Origin of the sequence: Dyadobacter sp. 32 (assembly GCF_902506755.1) — a bacterium.
GTDB lineage: Bacteria > Bacteroidota > Bacteroidia > Cytophagales > Spirosomataceae > Dyadobacter.
In genome coordinates this window covers 4,622,691-4,645,972 of record NZ_LR735258.1, presented here as the reverse complement: position 1 = coordinate 4,645,972, position 23,282 = coordinate 4,622,691, and the positions used below count along the sequence as shown (strand labels likewise).

General features: G+C 45.5%; 22 protein-coding genes. 13 read left to right on the top strand and 9 right to left on the bottom strand.

Annotation, left to right across the window (positions count from 1 at the left end):
• Nucleotides 1-62: 62 nt before the first annotated feature.
• Together DYADSP32_RS18910 and DYADSP32_RS18905 are read left to right on the top strand one after the other, a co-directional pair.
• Nucleotides 63-1,607, top strand: a complete 1,545-nt coding sequence (locus DYADSP32_RS18910; RefSeq protein ID WP_149241290.1) for a histidine kinase — start codon at nt 63-65, stop codon at nt 1,605-1,607.
• 35 nt (nt 1,608-1,642) lie between these two features.
• Complete coding sequence (locus DYADSP32_RS18905; protein WP_149241291.1) at nt 1,643-2,335, top strand: LytR/AlgR family response regulator transcription factor; 693 nt, start codon at nt 1,643-1,645, stop codon at nt 2,333-2,335.
• 3 nt (nt 2,336-2,338) lie between these two features.
• Here DYADSP32_RS18905 and rnc read toward each other — a convergent pair whose 3' ends face one another.
• From rnc to DYADSP32_RS18890, 3 genes are read right to left on the bottom strand one after another with little or no spacing between them, the layout of a single operon-like run.
• A complete protein-coding gene (gene rnc, locus DYADSP32_RS18900) occupies nt 2,339-3,085 on the bottom strand; it encodes a ribonuclease III (protein WP_149241292.1) in 747 nt (248 codons plus the stop codon).
• Between the two features lie 14 nt (nt 3,086-3,099).
• Nucleotides 3,100-4,353 (bottom strand): beta-ketoacyl-ACP synthase II, encoded by a 1,254-nt coding sequence (gene fabF, locus DYADSP32_RS18895; RefSeq protein WP_149241293.1) that lies wholly within the window; start codon nt 4,351-4,353, stop codon nt 3,100-3,102.
• 46 nt (nt 4,354-4,399) lie between these two features.
• Nucleotides 4,400-4,636 (bottom strand): acyl carrier protein, encoded by a 237-nt coding sequence (locus DYADSP32_RS18890; RefSeq protein ID WP_015813362.1) that lies wholly within the window; start codon nt 4,634-4,636, stop codon nt 4,400-4,402.
• A 229-nt stretch (nt 4,637-4,865) separates the two neighbouring features.
• Here DYADSP32_RS18890 and kdsA point away from each other — a divergent pair, with 229 nt between their 5' ends.
• From kdsA to DYADSP32_RS18870, 4 genes are all read left to right on the top strand, one after another.
• Complete coding sequence (gene kdsA / locus DYADSP32_RS18885; protein WP_149241294.1) at nt 4,866-5,678, top strand: 3-deoxy-8-phosphooctulonate synthase; 813 nt, start codon at nt 4,866-4,868, stop codon at nt 5,676-5,678.
• A gap of 41 nt (nt 5,679-5,719) precedes the next feature.
• Entirely contained in the window at nt 5,720-6,397 is a 678-nt protein-coding gene (locus DYADSP32_RS18880; RefSeq protein ID WP_414617896.1) for a phosphatase PAP2 family protein, read from the top strand.
• Between the two features lie 78 nt (nt 6,398-6,475).
• Entirely contained in the window at nt 6,476-6,940 is a 465-nt protein-coding gene (locus DYADSP32_RS18875) for a GyrI-like domain-containing protein (protein ID WP_149241295.1), read from the top strand.
• Nucleotides 6,941-6,957: 17 nt separating this feature from the next.
• Entirely contained in the window at nt 6,958-7,491 is a 534-nt protein-coding gene (locus DYADSP32_RS18870) for a DNA-3-methyladenine glycosylase I (protein WP_149241296.1), read from the top strand.
• Between the two features lie 26 nt (nt 7,492-7,517).
• Here the strand turns inward: DYADSP32_RS18870 and DYADSP32_RS18865 are convergent, their stop codons facing one another.
• The 3 genes from DYADSP32_RS18865 to DYADSP32_RS18855 form a co-directional block, all read right to left on the bottom strand.
• Nucleotides 7,518-8,051, bottom strand: coding sequence for a hypothetical protein (locus DYADSP32_RS18865; protein WP_149241297.1), 534 nt, complete (start codon nt 8,049-8,051; stop codon nt 7,518-7,520).
• Nucleotides 8,052-8,110: 59 nt separating this feature from the next.
• Nucleotides 8,111-9,763: a glycerophosphodiester phosphodiesterase family protein gene (locus tag DYADSP32_RS18860; protein WP_149241298.1), complete on the bottom strand. Its 1,653-nt coding sequence runs from the start codon at nt 9,761-9,763 to the stop codon at nt 8,111-8,113.
• A 307-nt stretch (nt 9,764-10,070) separates the two neighbouring features.
• Nucleotides 10,071-10,988 (bottom strand): PfkB family carbohydrate kinase, encoded by a 918-nt coding sequence (locus DYADSP32_RS18855; protein ID WP_149241299.1) that lies wholly within the window; start codon nt 10,986-10,988, stop codon nt 10,071-10,073.
• 201 nt (nt 10,989-11,189) lie between these two features.
• Between DYADSP32_RS18855 and DYADSP32_RS18850 the strand changes: the two genes are divergently transcribed.
• The 3 genes from DYADSP32_RS18850 (at nt 11,190) to DYADSP32_RS18840 (ending at nt 14,311) form a co-directional block, all read left to right on the top strand.
• Nucleotides 11,190-11,561 (top strand): DUF5618 family protein, encoded by a 372-nt coding sequence (locus tag DYADSP32_RS18850; RefSeq protein ID WP_149241300.1) that lies wholly within the window; start codon nt 11,190-11,192, stop codon nt 11,559-11,561.
• A gap of 179 nt (nt 11,562-11,740) precedes the next feature.
• On the top strand, nt 11,741-13,243 hold the full coding sequence (gene cysS, locus DYADSP32_RS18845) for a cysteine--tRNA ligase (protein ID WP_149241301.1): 1,503 nt from the start codon (nt 11,741-11,743) through the stop codon (nt 13,241-13,243).
• 51 nt (nt 13,244-13,294) lie between these two features.
• Nucleotides 13,295-14,311 (top strand): M28 family peptidase, encoded by a 1,017-nt coding sequence (locus DYADSP32_RS18840; RefSeq protein ID WP_149241302.1) that lies wholly within the window; start codon nt 13,295-13,297, stop codon nt 14,309-14,311.
• 106 nt (nt 14,312-14,417) lie between these two features.
• Here DYADSP32_RS18840 and pbpC read toward each other — a convergent pair whose 3' ends face one another.
• Nucleotides 14,418-16,688 carry a penicillin-binding protein 1C gene (gene pbpC / locus DYADSP32_RS18835; RefSeq protein WP_414618175.1) on the bottom strand — a complete coding sequence of 757 codons (2,271 nt, stop codon included), beginning with the start codon at nt 16,686-16,688 and terminating at the stop codon, nt 14,418-14,420.
• 298 nt (nt 16,689-16,986) lie between these two features.
• On the opposite strand from pbpC, the gene glpK reads away from it, so the two are divergent.
• Entirely contained in the window at nt 16,987-18,486 is a 1,500-nt protein-coding gene (gene glpK, locus DYADSP32_RS18830; RefSeq protein WP_149241304.1) for a glycerol kinase GlpK, read from the top strand.
• A gap of 72 nt (nt 18,487-18,558) precedes the next feature.
• On the opposite strand, the gene DYADSP32_RS18825 is transcribed toward glpK, so the two are convergent.
• On the bottom strand, nt 18,559-19,770 hold the full coding sequence (locus DYADSP32_RS18825; RefSeq protein WP_149241305.1) for an NADP-dependent isocitrate dehydrogenase: 1,212 nt from the start codon (nt 19,768-19,770) through the stop codon (nt 18,559-18,561).
• A gap of 305 nt (nt 19,771-20,075) precedes the next feature.
• Here DYADSP32_RS18825 and DYADSP32_RS18820 point away from each other — a divergent pair, with 305 nt between their 5' ends.
• Both DYADSP32_RS18820 and DYADSP32_RS18815 read left to right on the top strand, forming a co-directional pair.
• Nucleotides 20,076-20,792, top strand: a complete 717-nt coding sequence (locus DYADSP32_RS18820) for a hypothetical protein (protein WP_149241306.1) — start codon at nt 20,076-20,078, stop codon at nt 20,790-20,792.
• A gap of 39 nt (nt 20,793-20,831) precedes the next feature.
• Complete coding sequence (locus tag DYADSP32_RS18815; RefSeq protein ID WP_149241307.1) at nt 20,832-21,410, top strand: 5-formyltetrahydrofolate cyclo-ligase; 579 nt, start codon at nt 20,832-20,834, stop codon at nt 21,408-21,410.
• 175 nt (nt 21,411-21,585) lie between these two features.
• On the opposite strand, the gene DYADSP32_RS18810 is transcribed toward DYADSP32_RS18815, so the two are convergent.
• On the bottom strand, nt 21,586-22,032 hold the full coding sequence (locus DYADSP32_RS18810) for a DUF6934 family protein (protein ID WP_414617895.1): 447 nt from the start codon (nt 22,030-22,032) through the stop codon (nt 21,586-21,588).
• A 215-nt stretch (nt 22,033-22,247) separates the two neighbouring features.
• Here DYADSP32_RS18810 and DYADSP32_RS18805 point away from each other — a divergent pair, with 215 nt between their 5' ends.
• Complete coding sequence (locus DYADSP32_RS18805) at nt 22,248-23,258, top strand: aspartate-semialdehyde dehydrogenase (RefSeq protein ID WP_149241309.1); 1,011 nt, start codon at nt 22,248-22,250, stop codon at nt 23,256-23,258.
• Nucleotides 23,259-23,282 lie beyond the last annotated feature (24 nt).

Below are 23,282 nucleotides of genomic sequence, written 5' to 3'. Positions count from 1 at the left end.
ACACACCATTTATTACTTCTGCATTACTTCCCTTTCTAGTTTTGAAAAAAAACAGAAGAGCAATGGTAAACAAATATACGATTCGAAGGTTTGAGCTGGCATTGGTGCCCACCGTTGCAGCCGCTTATGTTGCACAAAGTTTGCTTTACGACGCAGCCCGATTTGAGGATAAGATAAACGCGGCAAGAGAAGAGGGCGTGTCTGTCCAAAAGATTCTGCAGGATCTTATTCCCTACGATCATACGTGGAATCACAATATGCCGGTAATTGTGGCTGCGACGATATTCCTGATTGCCTGGTATCTATTTCATTTCCTTTTCTTTCCAAAACTACAAGAGCGAAAACTAACCGCTGCTTTACTAACAGTCCTCACAATAGACATGGGTCTTATCCTTAGCGGAACCTTCATCCTGCTAAACACCATCAATGTTGATGTAAGAAGTAATGCCATGGGGCAAATCATTGGCCTGAATGATGTAACCCATTTTCGTCTAAAGTTTGTCTTATCGGATTCGGTAGCAATTCTTTCTCTTTTATGTCTCTACGAGATCCTTTCTCAATTGTATTACAAACTTTACGAAAAGCTCGAGATAGACCCAAACGGGCGAGCGCTAAATTACATCATCGTTTTTCTGATCAGCGCCCTGGCCTTAGCGGTTATGGTTAGTCAAAGATTGATACCTAACCTTATGCTCTCTGTTGGGATAAGGCAATTGCTTGCTATAATCCCGTTTGGAATCACGGTATATTGTCTACAGGAGCATTACATCCAAAAAATGTATCCGGCTTTCCATAATCCATCCAGGCCCACAGATTTTTATCTGCCTTTCTTAACTCACTTTCTTATACTTGGAGCAGGAACTGCATTGATTACTGCAATCATGTTACGCTTTTTTTACATCTCCCTTCCCACCCAGATTATCATTATAACAGGGCTATATGCTTTTAGCCTTGCTATCTCCTATTACCGAAAGGATCAGCAACAGGTAAAGGCCCAACTAACCACCCAGGTCTCCAACAAATCTGCCGAACTCACCAGCCTCCGTGCACAAATAAACCCCCATTTCCTTTTCAATGCCTTGAACAGCCTCTACGCAACTGCACTGATCGAAAAAGGCGAAAAAACAGCCGACGGGATCCAGAAACTCGGCGACATGATGCGTTTTATGTTACACGAAAACAACCATGACCGCATTCCACTGAGCAGTGAGATCGAATATCTGCATAATTACATTGCTCTCCAGCGCATGCGGCTGGACCAAACACAAAACATCGAGATCCGTGTCAACATTCAGGAGGCTGAAAGAGAGATATACATTGCTCCTATGCTGTTGAATCCATTCATCGAGAATGCTTTCAAGCACGGGATCAGCTTTCAAAATCCTTCCTGGATTTACATAACGCTAACGATGGACACCACCAGGATTTACTTTAAAGTGCATAACTCCATTCATAAAACACCGATACACGATCCAGAGGAAGGCCGTTCGGGAATTGGGCTTGAGAATGTGCAAAAACGCCTTCATCTTATTTATCCCGATAAACATACCCTTGAAATTCAGAAATCGGAAAGAGACTATTTTATTGCACTTACTTTGAACTGGTAAGTATTTATTAGCCATGAAAATTTTAATATTTACAGATGAATAAGATTAAGGCAATTGCAATCGACGACGAACCCATGGCATTGGATGTTGTAAAACTGCATGCTGTCAAAGTGCCGTTTCTGGAGCTGACCCATTGCTTTACCAATGCCTTCGACGCCATTCCGTACCTTCAGAATCAAAAGGTCGATCTGATATTTCTGGATATCAAAATGCCCGACATTTCTGGAATCGAGTTTGTCAATTGCCTTCCCAAGCCACCTATGGTTGTTTTTACCACTGCCTATTCGGAATACGCCGTGCAGGGTTTCGAGCTTGATGCCATCGATTATTTGCTAAAGCCCTTTTCCCTGGTTCGCTTTACCAAAGCTTGTAACAAAGCCCTGGAAATAAAAAATCTGAGCGTGGGGGAGGCGGATAAATTCATTTTCATAAAAACCGGTTACGAGGAAGAGAAGGTTTTCCTCGACGAAATCCTGTACGTGATGGCGGAAGGTAATTATGTCTCCATTGTGTTGAAAAACCGGAAACTTCTGAGCAGACAATTTCTGAGTGAGATATCGGCGGTTCTTCCGCATAGCCAATTCATCAGAATTCACCGATCCTACCTGATTGCGCGCAATAAGATAGAAAAAATAGGACGTCAGGAGATAAGGGTTGCAGGGGAAATGATCCCGGTGGGCGCTTCTTATGAAGAAAAATTACAGGAGATAAGGCAAAGCTTTCACTGATTCTTACTTCAGTTCGAGCAACAAGCAGGCTTGCTCAGATGCAGACTGTTCTGCTTTCTTTTTTGTAAAACCATTGCCCGTGGCGAATGGCTCGTCATTGACCAGTATCTGAGAAATAAACTCCCGGTGATGGCGGGTTCCGCGCTCCTCCAGTATTTCAAAACGAATCTCTTTTCCTTCGCGCTGCGCCCATTCGATAATGAGGCTTTTGAAGTTCGCATTATTTTGAATAATGCTGTCCAGATCGTAATGTGTAATGAGCTTGCTCACAATGAAAGTACGTGTAAACCGAAATCCCTTGTCGAGATAAATGGCACCTACGAATGCTTCCAGTGCATCTCCATACATGGAAGAACGTGGAGACATGCCGCGGCGGTTTCCATCGTATTCAATGAGGTTATCGAGTCCCAGCTTTCTGGAAATCTGATTCAGGGATTCCCTGTTGACAATCCGGGAACGTATCTCGGTAAGGAAACCTTCGTCTTTGTAGGGATATTTTGTGAAGAGAAACTCGGCAACAACCATTCCCAAAACGGCGTCTCCCAGATATTCCAGTCTTTCGTTCGACTCACGGAAACCTTTGATAGCCGTTTCCCGGGATGCAGACGTATGACGAAATGCAAGCTGATAAACCCCCAGATTAGAAGGCCTGTCGCCAATTACATGGGCGATGGATTCCTTAAATTTTTTATCCTCAGCACTTCCGGTTCTGAAAAGAGAGAGTATCGGTAAAAGAATACGTTTTGCCAAGGGTAATAATTTAATCAGCCTTCATACTTTTTGAAAATGACGGAAGCATTGTGACCGCCAAAACCAAAAGTATTGCTTAGTGCAATATTGACCTTGCGTTTTTGAGCCTTGTTGAAAGTAAGGTTCAGTCGGGGATTAATTTCCGGATCGTCCGTAAAATGATTGATGGTAGGCGGAATGATCTGATCCTGTATCGCCATGATACAGGCGGCGGCCTCAATAGCACCGGCACCACCAAGCAGGTGCCCGGTCATCGATTTGGTTGAGCTGATGCTCAGGTTGTAAGCATGCTCTCCAAAAAATCTTTCAATTGCTTTGATTTCCTGCGGATCACCCAGGCCTGTTGAAGTACCATGGGTATTGATATAATCCACATCCTCCGGCTGTAGGCCTGCATTCTCAACCGTATTTTTCATTACCATAAATGCCCCTAATCCTTCCGGGTGTGGAGCGGTAATGTGATAGGCATCCGACGACATACCACCACCGATCATCTCTGCATAAATCTTTGCTCCGCGCGCTTTGGCATGCTCGTACTCTTCGAGTATAAGCGCGGCACCCCCTTCACCCAACACAAAGCCGTCCCTGTCCAGATCATAAGGACGTGAGGCGGTTTCAGGTGAGTCGTTCCTTTCTGAAAGCGCTTTAAGGGCGTTGAAACCTCCCACCCCTGCACTTGTAACAGCGGCTTCCGATCCTCCTGAAATACACACATTCATCATACCCAACCGAATATAATTGTATGCATCTATCAAGGCATTGGTTGCAGATGCACAGGCAGAGACCGTTATAAAAGTGGGTCCTCTGAATCCGTATCGGATAGAAACCACACCAGAGGCACTGTCCGCAATCATTTTGGGGATAAAAAACGGATTAAACCGCGGATTCTTTCCGTTCTCAGCAAAATTGGTTACTTCGTCTTCGAAGGTCTTCAAACCTCCTATTCCGGAGCCCCATATTACACCGGCTTTGTCGAGATCAAGCGTATCTGCGCCAAAGCCGGCGTCCTTCATTGCCTCGTCTGCTGCAATGACGGCGTACTGGGTAAAAGGGTCCATTTTACGAGCTTCCTGGCGCGGGATGTAATCATTAATGTCCAATCCTTTGACCTCACAGGCAAACCTGGTACGAAACCTTTCGGCATCGAACCGTGTGATAGGGGCTGCCCCGCTAACGCCTGCGACCAAATTTTTCCAATAGGTAGGAACATCATTGCCAATGGGCGTTAATGCACCCATTCCAGTAATTACAACGCGCTTAAAACTCATAAAATAAGGACAGAAAAAAAGAAGATGATAACTGGTAGAAACCGAATTACTTCACGTTTTCTTCCAGGTATGCTACAGCCTGACCAACTGTACCAATGTTCTCGGCCTGATCGTCTGGGATAGAAAGGTTAAATTCTTTCTCAAATTCCATGATCAATTCTACGGTATCTAGAGAGTCCGCTCCCAAGTCGTTCTGGAAGTTTGCTTCTGGCGTTACCTCCGACTCTTCAACGCCGAGTTTTTCGACGATAATTTGCTTAACTCTTTCTGCAATTGCTGACATTTTGTAAACACTTTTTGGTTAAAATCGCCACAAAGAAAGATATTTCAATTCACTTTGTCAAAATTTTTTTAGCGGCTCACTTTAATTGTGTTTTACGTCGGGTGATTTAAAAAAAACAGAAAATCAAATGATTATACCTTATGTTCCATGAATTTGACCAAATACCTAGATAACATTACGGATAACTTTACCTTTGCCGAACAATAATAATTATCCGATTCCGGTAAGCATGCTATCAGTCCCCAAATTAAAGAACGCTGAATCTTCACTTTTTTTCCTAATGGCAGGCCCCTGCGCTATTGAGGGGCGTGACATGGCGCTGAGAATTGCCGAGCACATTGCAAAGCTGACAGACCGCCTGCAGATTCCTTATATTTTCAAGGGCTCTTTCCGAAAAGCAAATAGGACAAAAGTCGATTCATTTACCGGCATCGGTGACGAAAAGGCGCTGAAAATACTCGAAGAAGTGGGCAGGACCTTTGGAGTACCCACCGTCACAGATATCCACGAGTCACACGAAGCTGCATTCGCGGCAGAATATGTCGATGTTCTTCAGATTCCGGCTTTCCTCTGTCGCCAAACGGAGTTGCTAGCCGCTGCCGCCCGCACTGGGAAGGCCGTGAATGTAAAAAAGGGTCAATTCCTCTCAGGTGCTTCCATGCGGTTTGCTGTGGAGAAAGTGAATGAAATCAACCCCTCGTGCCAGGTCATGCTGACCGACCGGGGAAATAGCTTTGGATACGGCGACCTCATCGTAGATTACAGGAACCTACCGGAAATGAGTGCCTTTGGCGTACCAGTCATAATGGATTGTACACATTCCCTTCAGCAACCCAATCAAAGTTCGGGTGTGACCGGCGGCAAACCCAAACTCATCGAGACCATTGCCAAAGCAGCGATAGCAGTAGGCGCGGACGGCCTTTTTATTGAGACTCATTTTAATCCTGCCGAAGCAAAATCCGACGGTGCCAACATGCTACCGCTGGATCAGCTCGAAGGGCTTCTGGAAAAACTCATTCGGGTGAGACAAGCTATTCTTTGATTTCAGTATCCAATTTCTTCATGAACAACATTATGCTCTTAATGAGGAAAAACGCCATTTTCAGCTGGGTCTTTTCCATTGTTTTTGCATTACAAATGCAGTCGGGGACTATTTCACTGGCCCAGGAAAAGGACTCAACATTGTGGGTAGTTCGCCCGATGGACGTAATTCCTCCGGTCACGCTTGCGCTAGCCGGATTGGTCACACAGGGTAAAATCAGTCGTCAGTTGCAGAGCCAGGTTCGTTCCAGGTATCCGTCGTTTCATACCAATGCTGATGATTATCTTCCGTATGCACCAGCCGTAGTGAGCCTGGGACTAGCCTCAGCAGGTGTAAAGGGTAAACATTCCCTGGGTGACCAGCTTATCCTGGCATTGGTGTCCAATCTGGTCGCGCAGGGAGTGACCCAAAGCATGAAACGGATCATTCAATATCCAAGACCAAATGGTGAGGATAATCATTCCTTCCCATCAGGGCACGCAACCACAGCATTTACCAACGCCACGCTTCTGCACGAAGAATATGGTCAGCGAAGCATTTTTTATAGTATTGGCGGATACAGTACAGCCACAGCCGTGGGAACCATGCGTGTTTTAAATAATAAACATTGGATGGCTGATGTATTATTTGGTGCCGGAGTGGGCATCGGCGCTACCAAGCTGGTGTACATCAGTTATCCATGGCTGCAAAAAACGGTCCGAAGGATCAGGAAACGTTGATAATTTCTCATGGCTACTGACACACACTTGTCATTTACCGCCTATTTCTTTGCGTCCATTCGAATCAAATTATAGAAAATGATGCAAATTAAAACCATTCAACCCATGCATGTGCTGTGTTTCGAAACAGAAACCACCATGCAAACCCTGCTTCAGTATGTACGTGTTGTGGCGCAAAGGCTTTATGCTGATGCAGCAAAAAATAGCATGGAAATCACAGGACCCGTTTACTGGCTTTACCAGGGAGCTGACGGCCAACCCGACACACCGTTTTCCTTAACCATAGCAATTCCTGTAACACCAGGCCCCTCGATACCTTCGGATTCAGAGTTCAGATTAAAAGAGCTCGATTCATTTCATTGCCTTACTGCCCAGCATCTCGGCAACTGGGGTAGCCTGGGAGAAACATATGGCGCCCTGATATCTGAAATTCAATCCCAAAATCTACAAATGAACGGCCTCACCCGAGAGATCTACCTGAATATGGACTTCGGGAATCCGGAGCGCAACATTACAGAAGTACAGATTGGAATCATCCCTTAACATTAGCCCTTGCATCAATGTCCTACTGCAATTACGTCAATCAGAACATTTCCGAACAAGCGGACTATCTGCTTCACAAGCATTACCATGACCATCAGTATGGATTCCCTATTGATAGTGATGATGAGCTTTTCGGGCGGTTGATTCTGGAAATCAACCAGGCTGGCCTGAGCTGGACATTGATGCTAAGGAAACAGGAAGGCTTTCGTAGGGCTTACGATCAATTTTCAATTGAAAAAATCGCAGCCTATGATGATCAGGATCGTGAGAGGCTTTTAATAGATGCTGGAATAATTCGCAACCGGCTCAAAATCAATGCGGCCATCGTCAACGCACAAAGAATATTGCAATTGAGAACGGAATTTGGCTCGTTCAAAGGGTGGCTGGACGCGCATCATCCGAAGCCGAAAGAAGAATGGGTGAAATTGTTCAAAAAAACATTCAAGTTCACCGGTGGAGAAATTGTAAACGAGTTTCTGATGAGCACCGGGTATTTGCCGGGGGCGCATTCTGAAGATTGTCCGATTTATCTGGTCACATCGAAACAATGAAATGTGTTTTGCCGGACGCGCCCATCCTATTTTATGCTCCGTAAAAGAGCGAGCTGATCAGCAATGGAGGTGTAATGCCACTTAGGAATCTCGGATTTGGTGACCGCCTCCCCGATAAAAGGTAAATATTCCCCCAAAACATCCTTGTTGTCCCGGTGATGCCAAACTACCAGCCAGGCAGTTTCAGCGGCAGCCTGTCCAAAATTCCGAATTCCGGGCCAACCATATTTTTTGACAATCTGATGAAGAAGAAGAAGATTGGCGTCGTCATTCCTTGACATTTTACGGAAATAGTGCTTCTGGTTTTCCTTGTTCCCATGATGTAGACTGTCCCTATACTGCTGATCTGCTTTGTGCATTTTCTGCATGAGAACTTTAACCTCATCCACTGTCATATGATCAACCAACACGGATTGATTAATATCAGCATTCACCATGTCCCAAGTAAAGTACCCTTCCTTCAAAACGCCCGGGGCCTTCAACTCCGGAGCTTGCCGCTGGGATGAATCACAGCAAAGCAACCCAAATGCGACTAGCAAAAGAGTATAATGGGGTTTCATACAGAGAGCGTTTATTTTTGTGGTTTCAAAAACAAACGCTCTTCGGGTTAAAAAACATATTACTTTGCCGGATAATACTTCTTGAGCCACTCGATCATCTTAGCAAACACATCTACAGAAGCGGCAGCCGACATCCCGTGTTTTTCTTTGGGATAGAGCTCAAATTGTGAGGTGATCCCCAGCGATTGTAGCTTTTTATACAGATTCTCAGCCTGGCTCACATGTACCAGCGGATCTTCACCTCCATGAAACAGGATCGTGGGAACACCGGTTTCCTTGGTCAGGAAATAAGAAGGACTGGCATCTTTGGCAATCTGTGCGTTCGGATCTTTTTCACCCAAAAACCTGATCACCGTGTTATCGGCGTCACTGCCATCGGCACGTACCATCTTATCGGTCAGGTCCGTGGGGCCCCATAAGTTCACCACCGTTTTTACCTGTTTTTTCGGATCGTGTCCATAGGCATAAAGCATCGCCAGGTGCCCGCCCGCACTGCCACCCATCAGCGCAAACGAATTGCCATCGTATTGAAACTTCTTTGCATTCTTCGACAAATACTGAAGCGCTTTCTCTACATCCTCGATTTGCGCCGGGAATCTGTTGTTCCCATCCTTCACCAGCCGGTAATTGATGGACACCACCGCATATCCCAGCTTCCCTACAAGTTCATCCACCAGTTGCTTAGGGAATTCCGATTTGTTCCCTGCCGACCAGGAGCCTCCGTGGATGTACACAACCAATTTAGTGGAGTCATTGTGAGTCCTTGGGACAAATGCATCAAGTGTATTTTCCCCATTTGGCGCCGAGCCATATTTAACATCTTTCAAGACAATATAAGTGGGCTTTTTAATCGTCGTCGGATCCGCCGGTATAGTCTTATCCGGAACTCCACTACGCCAGCCATTTGCTTTAAGATACGCTATCAATTCGGCAGGTTTATCTGTCTGGATGCCCTGAATACCCTTGTCCAGCGCATCTTTCCAGGAAGTAGGCCCTTCTGCCGGATCCTGGACATCCAGCCATACACCTACGCCATTCTCGGCAGCAGCTTTCACCATTTCGCGGTCCTGCACGTTATCCAGAACCTCTATCTTCACCTGCCCGAGAAAAATCCGCAGCTGATCCGCATTTTTTATCTCATCAAACAAACTGGTCATCAAGGGCATGTCAGGCGCCAGCTCCCGCCACTTTTTATATTGTGGTATTTTATTGATAAACACCACCACCTGCTTCTCCATACCTGCCTCTTTGATCTGCTTCAATGTTTCAGCAACATCAGCCTCCTTGAAATCAAGGTAAATGTTGATCTTCCCTTTGCAAAGCTTCAGCACCTCGCCAAATTCAGGTACCCGGTGGGTTTTTTTGTTTTGATTAAAAACCTCAAGTTTTTTTATTTCTTCAAAAGTCAAATCCGACACTTTGCCTTTCCCATTGGTGGTACGGTCTACCGTTGCATCATGCATGACCACCAGCCTTCCGTCTTTGCTGGTACGTAAATCCACCTCCACGTAATCCGCTCCCGCTTTGATCGCTTCTTTAAAAGATGCCAGCGTGTTTTCGGGAACCTTCACGTGGTTGCCCCGATGTGCGATAACCAGCAGCTTATTTTTGGACTCCGGCAAAGCAACAGGCTGAGCCCGGCTGGTTGCGGCAAATAGGATGAAAATCAGAACATTGATCCAGATCCGGTTCTTCATTGATAAAGTTTGCATTTGTTTGAAGTTATGAGAAGGCATTAAATAATCAGGATACTTTATTTAGGAACAGTGAGGCTATTTTAGCAAGGGCAATAGAAAAGTACGCAACAAATAAAGCACGGATAACCATTCCTGGAACACCCGTGCCGGCTTCAACATCACTTTTAACCCAGATTACGCAATAGGAATGATGACGAAATATTATTTTGCAAAATAGGAATGAAGTTCGCAGTGAAGGCAGGCCGGGGCCTGTCAAACAAGAACTGAAATACCTATGCAGCAAAATAATATTGCAGCCCATGATCTAATGCGTAATCTGGGTTTAAGCAATATCAAAACTTGCAAGTTGTACAAACTGCTGTACACGCGCTGCAATCTCTTCCTGTGTGAGATTGACCAGACGTTCCGAACCAAATTTCTCCACACAAAATGAGGCCATGGCGGAGCCATAAATGATCGCACGTTTCATATTCTCGAACGAGATATCGTCTGTCTTCGCCAGATAACCGATAAAGCCACCTGCAAAACTATCACCCGCTCCGGTTGGGTCGAAAACTTCTTCCAACGGCAATGCCGGGGCAAAAAAGATGTGTTCATCCTGGAATAAAAGTGCGCCGTGCTCGCCCTTTTTGATAATGAGTGTTTTAGGACCCATTCCCATAATCTTAATGGCTGCCTTGCGTAGCGAGTATTCCCCCGAAAGCTGACGTGCTTCTTCATCGTTGATCGTCAGTACATCCACCAGTGCCAAAACAGCCTTTAAGTCATCCAGCGCTATGTTCATCCACAGATTCATGGTATCGAGCATGATCAGCTTGGGGCGGTTGTTCATGCGCTCGATCACCAGCTTCTGGGTCGCAGGAACAGTATTGCCTAGCATGACATATTTCGTAGTTTGATAAGAATCAGGTATGATCGGATCAAAATGCTCCATCACATTCAGTTCCGTAATCAACGTATCCCGTGTGTTCATGTCCTCGTGGTATCTGCCCGACCAGAAAAATGTTTTACCGTCCGGAACGATCTCAAGCCCTTCTGTATTCACACCATGTTCTTCCAGAACGTCGATCATGCTTTGAGGAAAATCGCCGCCTACAACAGCCACCAGATTGTTCTCCTTTACGAAATACGAAGCCGCAAGTGTGATATAGGTTGCCGCACCTCCGATGATTTTATCTGTTTTGCCAAACGGCGTTTCGAGCGCATCAAATGCAACAGATCCTACGGTTAATAAACTCATAAATAAGTATTGTATTGATTTTAAGTAAGTTTCAATGGTGTTTTGTAACAAAAGCGCTGCGAAGATAATCAAAACCATGGAATGGTACATTTACGGGAAATGAATATCCTAAGCTCTTGGCAATCAATCATTGGTTATTTGCTATTTTTGCAGCACCATACCCCGGGTATGGTTCATCGTCAACATTCATCGCCAACTAAAATGGAAGCAATTATTGAAGCAAGGCGAAACGTTAATATCGCAAAAGCGATGCTAGCGGATCAAGCGAAGGAGAAAGACGGACTGGTTCAGAACAGGACTTACGTAAAAAAAGCAGGAGTCGCAGTTTACAGTAGCCTCTTAAAGGCTATTGACGCGCTGTTAACCGGAGATAAGAGAGAGTATCATTATCAGGACGAATTATATAAAATTGATAAAAAAATAACGTCACATTTCGTGACCGCTCAGCAAATTCTCCAGACTAGTATGGGAATAGATGGATCCCGAAGCGTTGAAATTGCTAAAATGGGAATTTCGGAAGCTGAAAAAATCATTACCTGGGTTGAAAACAGATTAAACCGAAATCAAAAATGAAAAGTTGTTGTCCGGGTTACAAGGTAAATGGTTGATTTGCGGTCCACAACGTGGCTCCATTGTTACAATATTGATAATTAGATACATAGACATCAAATGATCAATAATTGAACAATACAGCAATTAAACCTTAGTTTAAAAATACGAACCCAAAAATTGATATTCAAGTAAAAACATTCATGGCCGAAACAACTTACCAGCCGCTTAAAGTATACAATACACTCACCCGTAAAAAGGATTTATTCGTCCCCATAGCCGCTCCTTATGTAGGCATGTACGTTTGTGGACCCACCGTTTACAACAACGTGCACCTTGGCAATGTCAGAACATTCCTTTCATTTGATATTCTTTTCCGTTATCTGACCCACATCGGATACAAGGTACGCTATGTGCGCAACATTACGGATGTGGGCCATCTGGTGGGCGATGGCGAAGAAGGAGAGGACAAAATTGGCAAAATGGCGAAGCTTCAAAAGGTGGAGCCGATGGAAATCGTACAGCTTTATACCAATGATTTTCATGATGTTTCGGCCATGTTCAATCTTCTGCCGCCAAGCATCGAACCCACAGCAACAGGGCATTTGATCGAACAGATTGAAGCCGTGCAGTCCCTGATCGACAAAGGAATGGCGTATGAATCAAACGGATCGGTTTATTTTGACATTACCAAGTACAATGCAGCCGGAAATGAGTACGGCAAGCTATCGGGCAGGGTATTGGAAGACCTTCTCAACGAGACACGTGAACTGGACGGACAAGCCGAAAAGCGAAATCCACTTGATTTTGCCCTTTGGAAAAAAGCCAGTCCCGAACATATTATGCAATGGAATTCTCCATGGAGCCGGGGCTTTCCGGGATGGCATCTCGAATGTACCTGCATGAGTGCCAAATATCTGGGCAAACAATTTGATATACATGGCGGCGGAATGGACCTGAAATTCCCGCACCACGAATGCGAGATTGCGCAGGGCACGGCTCTGACGGACGTAACCCCTGTAAGGTATTGGATGCATACCAATATGCTGACGGTGAATGGACAGAAAATGTCAAAATCACTGGGTAATTCATTCCTGCCTGCTGAGCTGTTTTCGGGCAATCACGAACTGCTTGATCAGGCTTACAGCCCTATGACCGTGCGGTTTTTTATGCTTCAGAGCCAGTACAGAAGCACACTTGATTTCAGTAATGACGCATTGAAGGCTGCGCACAAAGGTTATAAAAGGTTAGCCAACGGACTGCGCGTTTCCAAATTACTTACCTATGTGCATGAGGAAGGAATTGAACCCGACGAAGCTAAAAAAGCGGACATAGAGAAATCGATTGAAGGCTTTTATGCTGCAATGAATGATGATCTTAATACCTCCGTAGCCTTTGCCAACCTGTTCAGCCTGTTGAAATACATCAATATGCTCAACATGGGACAGCTGAAACCGGCTGCATTGGGGGAAGCATTGTTCACCAGACTGAAGGATCGTTTCGTGGTTTTTTATGAAGATGTGCTGGGGTTAAAAGAGGAGCCCGCCGAAGGTCATGAAGTGCTTGACGGCATGCTAAATTTGTATCGTGAATATAAAACCGCTCAGAATTACGAAAAAGTGGACCAGATACGTTCCTATTTCAAGCAACAGGGACTGGTGATCCGCGATACAAAAGTAAAAATTGAATGGGCCTACGAGGAGTAACATTTCAGGTAATCATTGGAAAAATAGAGGTAGATCAGAAAAGTTAGCGGAATGTTATTTTTAAGAAGTTTTTTTGCCAGACAATTATTCGTTGTAATCGCAGTCTGCTGCGCATTGCAGGGCTGTAAGACCAAAACCAGTTCGGAAGAGACCACAGAACAGCAAGTTAAGCTCGTCGCAAGTCCGGTTTTCAATCCCGATTCGGCATACGCCTTTGTACAAAGGCAGGTAGACTTCGGCCCAAGAGTGCCCAACTCGCCGGCGCACAAGCTCTGCGGTGATTATTTGATCGACAAGCTCAAAAAATACGGATTACAGGTTACAGAACAGGCATTTGTGGCAACCACTTATGATGGTAAAAAACTGAACGCGCGCAATATCATCGGAAGTTTTAATCCTACCGCTTCCAAACGCATCCTGCTTGCTGCACACTGGGATTCACGCCCGTTTGCCGATCAGGATTCTGTGCACAAAACAAAGCCTGTCCCGGCTGCCAACGACGGAGCGAGTGGGGTAGGGGTCTTATTGGAAATGGCCCGGGTGCTGTCTGCACAAACCCAAAGGCCTGACATCGGTGTGGACATTATTCTTTTTGATGCCGAAGATTGGGGAAGTGATGACGCTACTGACAAATACAGCGGTTATTGCCTGGGTTCCCAGTATTGGGCGGCGAATAAACATACGCCCAACTATACCGCGTATTTCGGAATACTATTGGATATGGTGGGGGCCAAGGGAGCTGTTTTCCAAAAAGAAGGGTACTCTGTGCAAATGGCCGAAAGTGTAGTAAATAATGTCTGGGGCATAGCTGCCCAGCTTGGGTACAGCAATTTTTTTATCAATGACAGAGGCAACGCCATTACCGACGATCATGTACCGGTCAACGAAGTTGCCAAAATCCCCATGATCGATATTATACATACCCAGCCTAATAACCTGAGCCAAACCTTTTTTGACGCCTGGCACACCACACAGGACACCATGGAGAACATCGATCCAAAGACGCTGAAAGCGGTGGGTCAGACTTTGATGCAGGTGTTATTTCAAGAAGCGCAGCAGGGGGTTTAGCAAAAAGTTTCACGCAAAGTTGAAAAGTAAAGGGGCAAAGTTCGCAAAGAATGGCTTGGCGTTCTTTGCTTTTTTAACTTCGTGATCTTTGCGTGAAATTCGGTATTCACATCCGCTTCACCGTAATCCAGATATTCGAATTTCTTCCCTTATCGTCACTACATGAGATTTTCACCCTGCCCAATGGCGGACTGATAAAAATACCTTCATGCGGTAATGCTTTTTTAGACAACTTATCATTGACGTACCAGAAAACCTCCTGCACATCACTGGCTGTTTGGCAGGCCAGTTGTATTTGTTGGGGTTCGTCTTTCCTGATGTAATATTCGCTTCCCTCATTTGGGCTCACAATCAAGGGTGCACCTTCGTGGAATACACGCGAGCACGCCGGATTGTGCGGCGGAAGTTTCTGGTAAGGCAATTTTTGCAATTCATAGTAGGAAATCAGCTCGGGCGCAAGGTTGGGATAAGCGCGTTTTTCATAGCCGTCTTCGGGCAGGCAATACGTGCAATAGGAAATTTTCCCCGGCATATCCGTAAAAACCCACCGCATGTGCTGACATTTCCGGTATGCCGATACACCCATAATGTAATCATCGGTGATCTGATGGTCGCAGAAATCCGATGGAATATCTCCGCTGGCAGCACAGACCTTTCGCATGGAAATGTTTTCAGGGATTTTATACCAGCCCTTGGGCGAGTTGTAATCCAGTGCATTAAATATGGAAAATAACAGCGGTGTAGCAATATTGGCACCGCTCAGTTCCGGTACACCTTCCCCTGAGAAATTCCCAACCCACACACCAACTGTATATCGCCTGTTGTATCCGATGCTCCAGGCATCCCTCTTCCCATACGAAGTGCCGGTCTTCCAGGCAATTTTGGGCAAATGAAAGGTATTGTCAAAATTGGTCGGCAGGTCGGGACGGGTAATTTGCGTAAGGATATTGGTGATCAGGTAGGATGCTTCTTTTGAAATAATCGCATGGCCCTTCCCGGGTTTTTCGCCTGCTTTCTGGTAAGACAAGGGGCGGAGTTCTCCTTCATTTGCAAAAGCCGCAAACAACCGCGTCAGCTCTTCCAAAGTGACGCCGCAGCCACCAAGAATCATCGATAATCCCAGGTCTTTCGACTGTCTGTCGATCGTTTTAAAACCCGACTTTTTGAGTTTGTCGATCAAAACGGGCGTACTGATCTCTTTCAAAACCTTTACCGCCGGTATATTCAGCGAATTGGCGAGGGCAAATTCTGTGGTGACCGCGCCGTTGAAATGCTGGTCAAAATTCTCCGGCTCGTATCCGCCAAAGTTGGAAGGAACATCGTTCAGCACACTTTTTGGTGTAATGAATCCCTTGTCAAAGGCCGTCGCATACAGCAAAGGTTTCAGTGTACTGCCTGGTGAACGTACGGCCCTAATCCCATCCACCTGCCCGCCATCAAAAGGATTTTTGAAATCAGCAGAACCAACGTATGCCTCCACCGCCATGGTTTCATTATTGACCACCAGAACGGCAGCGTTATGGATGTTCATCGCCTGAAGACGGTTGACGCTATTTTTAACCTGAGTCTCAATCTGATGCTGCAGTTGGGCCTTCAGGTTTGTTTGGATCACCGGCTGCCCGGGAAAATCCTTCTTCAGACGTAACGCGAAATGAGGTGCCAGGGCCGGCGCAGCCAGACGACGCACGTGCAGGGGTTCCTCTTTGGCATCTTCTGTGAGGGTCTTTTCAAATAAATGATCATTTTCAAAGCGTTTCAACCATTCGTTACGCGCCAGCTTCAACGCATCGTTTCGGGTACCGGGTCGCAAGCTCGAAGGGCGGTTCGGGATGATGGTCAGTGCGGTGATTTCAGCAAGGCTCAGCAGTTGCGGTGCTTTACCAAAATACAACAATGAAGCCGCCCTGATACCCTCAATATTACCGCCATACGGAACCAGATTCAGGTAAAACTGTAAAATCTCCTCCTTCGAATAATGCAGTTCGAGCTGCACGGCGCGTAAGGATTCCTTCAATTTATTCAGGTACGTCCTTCGTTCAGGTTCAAGCAGCCTTACCACCTGCATCGTGATCGTAGATGCGCCGGAGGTTCTTCTGCCTGTGAAAATATTATTAATAGCCGCCCGCAACATTGCAAACGGATTGATACCCGGATGAAAATAGAAATAACGGTCTTCTTTGTAAATCAATGTTTTACGTAGTAGCGGCGTAATTTCAGAAGCCTGCGCGTACATGCGCCATTTATCGTCTTTGCTCAAAAAAGCATGTAACGTAGTGCCGTCTGCCGCGATGATCTGGGTGGAGTACTGTATTTGCGGCTTAAAGGGAAAAGCCACGTCCAGGATCAGGAAAAGGAGTATTGTACAGCCGGAGAGGATGGCTGATTTTTTGAGGAGCGGGTGGGTCAGGGATTTGGGGAAATGCAATGGTAGTCTCAGCTATTTTTTTCGAAGATACCGTTAAAAGCGCATCTCTCCTCGCGGATCCTCCAAAAAATACAGCCTCGGGTTGAGTAGGTTTCAGGTCGCTCCCCATTCCATTAAGGAGCGTCAACATTGGCTCTCTCAATCCTCCTTCTCTCCCCTTCCTCCCCCTATTTCCACCATTTTCTCCTCAAACCATTAAATTCCCGGCAATCCTTCCTTTATTGCAAATAAAGCCAAACAAAATACCACCATGTCCAAATACGTCGCAGCTATTGACCAGGGAACCACGAGCACACGTTGCATTTTATTTAATCATCAGGGACAAATCGTGTCCGTAGGGCAGAAGGAGCATGAGCAGATCTACCCGCATCCGGGCTGGGTTGAGCACAATCCCGAAGAGATATGGAAAAATACACTGGAAGTAATCGCCATAGCCCGTATCAATGTCTCGGCCACTTCTGCGGATATCGCTGCGATAGGGATCACCAATCAAAGGGAAACGACGGTCGTCTGGAACAAAAGAACCGGCAAACCGTACTACAATGCACTGGTGTGGCAGGATACACGCACCACCGAACTCGTGGCGCGCTACGAAAAAGAAGGTGGGCTCAATCAGTTCCGGGATGTGACGGGTCTGCCTGTATCAACTTATTTCAGCGGCTTAAAGCTGCAATGGCTGCTCGAAAATGTGGACGGACTGCGCGCAGATGCTGAAAAAGGCGACGCGCTGTTTGGCAACATCGATACTTTTCTGATCTGGAACCTCACAGGAGGAGCCCACGGCGGCATCCACGTGACCGACGTGACCAATGCCAGCCGCACACAACTCATGAATTTGCGGACCCTTGACTGGGACAAAGGCATGTTGACGGCCTATAACATTCCCGCCAATATGCTACCAAAGATCAAAAGCAGCAGTGAGGTGTACGGGACCGTTAGCAACGAAGTACTTCCCGGTGTGCCCGTAGCGGGTGACCTCGGCGACCAGCACGCGGCATTGGTTGGACAAACCTGTTTCGAGCCCGGTATGGCCAAAAACACGTACGGCACGGGGTGCTTTCTGGTCATGAATACCGGAAACGAAATTAAAATGTCGGAAAATGGACTGCTTACAACGATTGCCTATCAGTTTGGCGATCAACCGGTTCAATATGCCCTGGAAGGGAGTGTGGCGGTGACGGGAGCACTCGTTCAATGGGTCCGCGACAATATGGGACTGATCCAAAAGAGCAGTGATATAGAAAAACTGGCGAAAACGGTGGAAGATAACGGAGGCGCTTATTTTGTTCCTGCGTTTTCAGGTTTATATGCACCCTACTGGCGTAACGATGCCCGTGGTGTCATAGCCGGACTGACACGGTACGTCAACAAAGGCCACATAGCCCGTGCCGTACTGGAGGCCACCGCCTATCAGACACTTGACGTCGTCAATGCGATGGAGCAGGATTCGGGCATTCAATTGTCTTCGTTACGGGTAGATGGTGGAATGGTGCTGAACCAGCTACTGATGCAGTTCCAGGCCGATATGCTGAATACGCAGGTCGTTTGCCCGGCCGTGGCTGAAACCACCGCGCTCGGTGCTGCATACGCTGCCGGCTTGGCAGTGGGATACTGGAAAAATACGGACGAGCTTAAGCAAAACTGGGCCGTTGCGCACACCTGGAACCCGAGCATGGAAGAGGCCCGTCGTACCGAATTATATAAAGGTTGGCAAAAAGCGGTGACCAAATCCTACGCCTGGATGGAATAGTAGAACAGGAATAGGTAAACAAAAAGAGCGCTGATCTCCATGGAAACCAGCGCTCTTTTTGCTTGATTATCGTTAGGCCAAAGCAGCCTGCAGATTTTCGTTAATTGCTTCCAAAAATTCCTCTGTATACAGGTAGTGCTCTCCGTGGTTTACTTTGTTGCCATGGATACAAACTGCCAGATCCTTCGTCATTTTACCGCTTTCAACCGTTTCGATACACACTTTTTCAAGTGTAAGGCAGAAATCGATCAAAGGCTGGTTGCCGTCCAGTTTGCCACGGAATTCCAATCCACGTGTCCACGCAAAGATGGAAGCGATAGGGTTTGTAGACGTTGGACGTCCTTTCTGGTGCTCACGATAGTGACGCGTCACGGTTCCGTGTGCCGCTTCTGCTTCCATGGTTTTGCCATCAGGCGTAACCAATACAGATGTCATCAAACCAAGCGAACCGAAACCTTGAGCAACGGTATCCGACTGAACATCACCATCATAGTTTTTACAAGCCCATACAAAGTTACCTTCCCATTTCAGAGCAGATGCAACCATATCGTCGATCAGACGGTGCTCGTAATGTACTTTTCCTGCATATTCCGTATCGTACACTTCCTGGAATATATCCTTGAAACGACCGTCGTATTTTTTGAGAATCGTATTTTTTGTAGAAAGATATAATGGCCATCCTTTACCCAAAGCTACATTGAAACAAGCACGGGCAAATCCACGGATCGACTCGTCGATGTTGTACATCGCCATAGCCACACCGGGTCCTTTATATTCATACACTTCATGCTCGATCACTTTTCCGTCCTCACCTTCAAATTTGATGGTCAGTTTACCTTTTCCTGGTACAACGAAATCTGTCGCCTTATATTGATCTCCGAATGCATGACGTCCCACGATGATAGGTGCTGTCCAGTTTGTAACCAAACGGGGAACATTGCTCATCACGATAGGCTCACGGAAAACGGTACCATCCAGAATGTTACGGATCGTTCCGTTTGGCGACTTCCACATTTGTTTCAGATTGAATTCTTTAACGCGGTCTTCATCTGGAGTGATGGTGGCGCATTTGATACCAACACCATATTCCTTGATTGCATTTGCCGCATCAATCGTCACCTGATCATTGGTTTCATCACGGTATTCCACACCCAAATCGTAGTATTTGATATCTACATCAAGATATGGTAAAATCAGTTTTTCTTTGATAAACTTCCAGATAATACGGGTCATCTCGTCGCCATCCAGCTCAACAACGGGGTTTGCAACTTTAATTTTGCTCATGTCTTATGCTATACTATAGTTAAAGATTTTAAAATCAGCCGTGAAAGTACGAACAATAGCGTAAAAAGGCGAAAAACATGGTAATGAACTTTCATTTATCCTCGGCTGACTTACGTAGAAGACGTTATGAATGAATTGTAAATTGGCTGTGTGCATTTTATTCATTTCATCCTACGTATCCCGGCATCACAGTTTACAATTAACTTTCGGAAGTAATCGATACTTTGGCACGCGTTTTGAATCCTTATGTTTTATACGCTATGATCAACTGACCAATGGAATTTTTCACCTAAAATATCCTGATCATGAAATCCACACTTCAATCTGTAGGGCTCCTCTTAGCGGGAACCATCATTTTTGCTTCCTGCCGAACTGTTTATGCCCCAAACGCGGTCAACGTGCCCCTTTTACAGGGAAAGGGAGAATTCAAAGCTTTGATTGCGAATAACAATTTGCAGGTCGCCACAGCCGTAACGGATCACATTGGCATCATGGCAAACGGCTTTCTGAATAACTATACCAGCGATGACAAAACCTTTAAAAATAACGGCAAAGGTGCAGAGATTGGAATTGGCTATTTTGCCCATACCGACAAGCGGATCACTTACGAAGCCTATGGCGGGGCCGGGTTGTACAATGTTCGCATCAGGGAAGACAATAATACCAAAACCCTGGATACAGATGCGGTCAAATACTTTGTTCAACCGTCCGTGGGCTGGGTAAACCAATACTTTGAGGTTGCACTTAGCCCAAGGCTGTCAGTACTCAAATACACCAAACCTGAAATTGTGGGATACAACAGTCAGGAGCGTGCGGATAATTTCTTCGATATTTTGGATCAGAAAGCGCATGCATTTATTGAGCCTACGCTCACAGTCAGAGGCGGCTATCGCTTTGTGAAATTGCAGGTTCAGTATGGATACTCCTATAAAGTGACAAAAAACAACATTAATGACGACAGCGGAATTGGCAGCATTGGATTAATTTTTGATATTGGGAACTGGTACAAGACCACAAAATAAACCGTTAGCGAAATCCATTCACAATCCATTTATTAAGCAGTGACAAAAGCCTCGTTACGAGATGATTTTTTAACTCAAAGGCTTTCCCTGCCTTCGGCAGAACTGGATCAGAAAAGCAATCTGATTATCGCTACCCTCATGGATCTACTTGGAAATACGAGGTTTAAGGTTATTCATTCCTTTCTGCCACATGCGAATAAAAATGAAGTCGATACCTGGAAAGTAGTCTCGGCTTGCCAGGTATCGTTTCAGGATGTCATCGTGGCTGTGCCCTATGTGGTTCCAGGAACTCGGCAGATGCAGCATTACGAGTTTACCACTCAAACGGTTTTGAAAGAAAACAGATGGGGGATCCCGGAACCTGACCCGCTTCATGCCGTTATGATCCAACCGGATGCTATGGATGTGGTTATAGTGCCACTCCTCGCTTTCGACAAGCTTGGCTACAGGGTGGGATACGGGGGTGGTTTTTATGATCGGTTTTTATCACAATGCAGGAAGGATGTTATCAAGATTGGTCTTTCCTTTTTCAATCCTGTTGAGCGCATAGCGGATGTCGACGCGTACGATATCACGATGAACTATTGTGTTACGCCAAGGACGGTTTGGGCGTGGTAAAGTATCTGCGTACGGCTGAAGACTATCCGAATCTCAAAATTTCAACGTTACCTTCTTAATGAAATCAGTCGCATTTTTATGCTTTTCGTTCAAAGCCTTGTCCAAGGAGTCGTAAGATCCCTTTTTCAATGTTTTAATATACTGCTTCGGTTTTGGAGCAACATTTTTCATATTGTCAGTTGTTTACCCTAAGAAAAATAAGAAATGCATCATAATTTTTATTGCGGCGGAAAACCTCATTCTTCCAATCAACTATACCATGAATTTCATAATTTAGTTCGAAATCCGAAAGGTACTTGTTAATGATGATCCTGTAAAGTCTTGTTCTTGATGCCGTACTTCCCATAATCATCACTTTTGCCTTTATATGAGACGTCAGAAATAATTGAATAATCTTCATAACGGTTGCCATAATGGTCTCCATGTCATTATTATCACTAATTCTCATATCGTCATATGAACCATCTTGCAAAACATCTACCAAAGCGACATTATACAAATTTGGGATGTCTAGTTGCCTGAATTCGATAATCTTGCGAATTCTTTTATATTCGCTTACACTTTCAAATTCAAATCGCTCTCCGTTATCTAGAATAGTGAAGGGATATATTGGTTTGTTCATTTGGTTAATATCTGTTTGAGCGGTACTCATGACTTACGTCGTCATAAAAAGTCACTCTTCAATACAAAACCCTAATTGTCCAAATTCCATCAAAAACAACATTCATTCCGAATTTCCTCGTAAATTTGCGGCACTTTTCTGATTTGCAGTTGTTTCTGTATTATCTGGAAGTGTCGAGAATTGTTTTAATCATTTATTTAACCATTAATGCAAGAATGAAAATCGCAGTAGTAGGCGCCACCGGTCTGGTAGGCGGCGAAATCCTTAAAGTGCTCGAAGAGCGTAATTTCCCGGTTACGGAATTGTTGGCCGTAGCCTCTGAAAGGTCTGTTGGTAAGGAAGTTACATTCAAGGGTAAACAGATTAAGGTGATCGGATTTGAAGATGCGATTGCGGCTAAACCTGAGATTGCGATATTTTCGGCAGGTGGTGGCACTTCACTTGAACTTGCTCCGAGATTTGCGGCAGCTGGCATTACGGTAATAGACAATTCGTCGGCATGGCGGATGGATCCCAGCAAAAAGCTGGTGGTGCCTGAAATCAACGCCAAGGAATTGACGAAAGAAGATAAGATCATTGCAAACCCAAACTGCTCTACCATTCAGATGGTGGTGGTGTTGAATCCCTTGCATCAAAAATATAAAATCAAACGTGTGGTGGTCTCTACGTACCAATCCGTAACCGGAACGGGAAAAGCTGCTGTGGATCAACTGTTTGCTGAAAGATCAGGCGATCACAGCAATGCAAAAGTATATCCACATCAGATCGACCTGAACGTGTTGCCACATATTGACGTGTTTTTGGACAATGGCTACACCAAGGAAGAAATGAAGATGACCAATGAGACCAAAAAGATCATGGGTGACGACAGCATTGCGGTAACTGCGACTACTGTGCGTATTCCAACGATCGGAGGACACTCGGAGGCGGTTAACATTGAGTTCGAGAATGAATTTGATCTCGATGAGGTTCGTCAGATTTTGAGTGATGCAGAAGGTGTGATCGTTCAGGACGATCCTAAAAACTACCTTTACCCTATGCCATTGACCGCACACGGAAAGGATGAAACTTTTGTGGGTCGTATCCGTCGCGACGAGTCTCAACCCAAAACGCTGAATCTGTGGATCGTGGCAGACAATCTTCGCAAAGGAGCTGCAACAAACACCGTTCAAATTGCCGAATTCCTAGCAAAACACGATCTAGTAGGTGTAGCGCAAGAAGCATAGGTTAAAAAATAATTGCTAAAAATG

Bases quoted from the DNA above. Each gene is read 5' to 3' on its own strand.
- DYADSP32_RS18840 (WP_149241302.1), top strand. From the start codon at position 13,295: ATGTTATTTTTAAGAAGTTTTTTTGCCAGACAATTATTCGTTGTAATC.
- DYADSP32_RS18860 (WP_149241298.1), bottom strand. From the start codon at position 9,763: ATGCAAACTTTATCAATGAAGAACCGGATCTGGATCAATGTTCTGATT.
- DYADSP32_RS18850 (WP_149241300.1), top strand. From the start codon at position 11,190: ATGGAAGCAATTATTGAAGCAAGGCGAAACGTTAATATCGCAAAAGCG.
- DYADSP32_RS18810 (WP_414617895.1), bottom strand. From the start codon at position 22,032: ATGAACAAACCAATATATCCCTTCACTATTCTAGATAACGGAGAGCGA.
- DYADSP32_RS18910 (WP_149241290.1), top strand. From the start codon at position 63: ATGGTAAACAAATATACGATTCGAAGGTTTGAGCTGGCATTGGTGCCC.
- DYADSP32_RS18890 (WP_015813362.1), bottom strand. From the start codon at position 4,636: ATGTCAGCAATTGCAGAAAGAGTTAAGCAAATTATCGTCGAAAAACTC.
- DYADSP32_RS18865 (WP_149241297.1), bottom strand. From the start codon at position 8,051: ATGAAACCCCATTATACTCTTTTGCTAGTCGCATTTGGGTTGCTTTGC.
- DYADSP32_RS18870 (WP_149241296.1), top strand. From the start codon at position 6,958: ATGTCCTACTGCAATTACGTCAATCAGAACATTTCCGAACAAGCGGAC.
- DYADSP32_RS18875 (WP_149241295.1), top strand. From the start codon at position 6,476: ATGATGCAAATTAAAACCATTCAACCCATGCATGTGCTGTGTTTCGAA.
- DYADSP32_RS18855 (WP_149241299.1), bottom strand. From the start codon at position 10,988: ATGAGTTTATTAACCGTAGGATCTGTTGCATTTGATGCGCTCGAAACG.
- cysS (WP_149241301.1), top strand. From the start codon at position 11,741: ATGGCCGAAACAACTTACCAGCCGCTTAAAGTATACAATACACTCACC.
- DYADSP32_RS18825 (WP_149241305.1), bottom strand. From the start codon at position 19,770: ATGAGCAAAATTAAAGTTGCAAACCCCGTTGTTGAGCTGGATGGCGAC.
- kdsA (WP_149241294.1), top strand. From the start codon at position 4,866: ATGCTATCAGTCCCCAAATTAAAGAACGCTGAATCTTCACTTTTTTTC.
- DYADSP32_RS18820 (WP_149241306.1), top strand. From the start codon at position 20,076: ATGAAATCCACACTTCAATCTGTAGGGCTCCTCTTAGCGGGAACCATC.
- fabF (WP_149241293.1), bottom strand. From the start codon at position 4,353: ATGAGTTTTAAGCGCGTTGTAATTACTGGAATGGGTGCATTAACGCCC.
- DYADSP32_RS18880 (WP_414617896.1), top strand. From the start codon at position 5,720: ATGAGGAAAAACGCCATTTTCAGCTGGGTCTTTTCCATTGTTTTTGCA.
- DYADSP32_RS18805 (WP_149241309.1), top strand. From the start codon at position 22,248: ATGAAAATCGCAGTAGTAGGCGCCACCGGTCTGGTAGGCGGCGAAATC.
- glpK (WP_149241304.1), top strand. From the start codon at position 16,987: ATGTCCAAATACGTCGCAGCTATTGACCAGGGAACCACGAGCACACGT.
- DYADSP32_RS18905 (WP_149241291.1), top strand. From the start codon at position 1,643: ATGAATAAGATTAAGGCAATTGCAATCGACGACGAACCCATGGCATTG.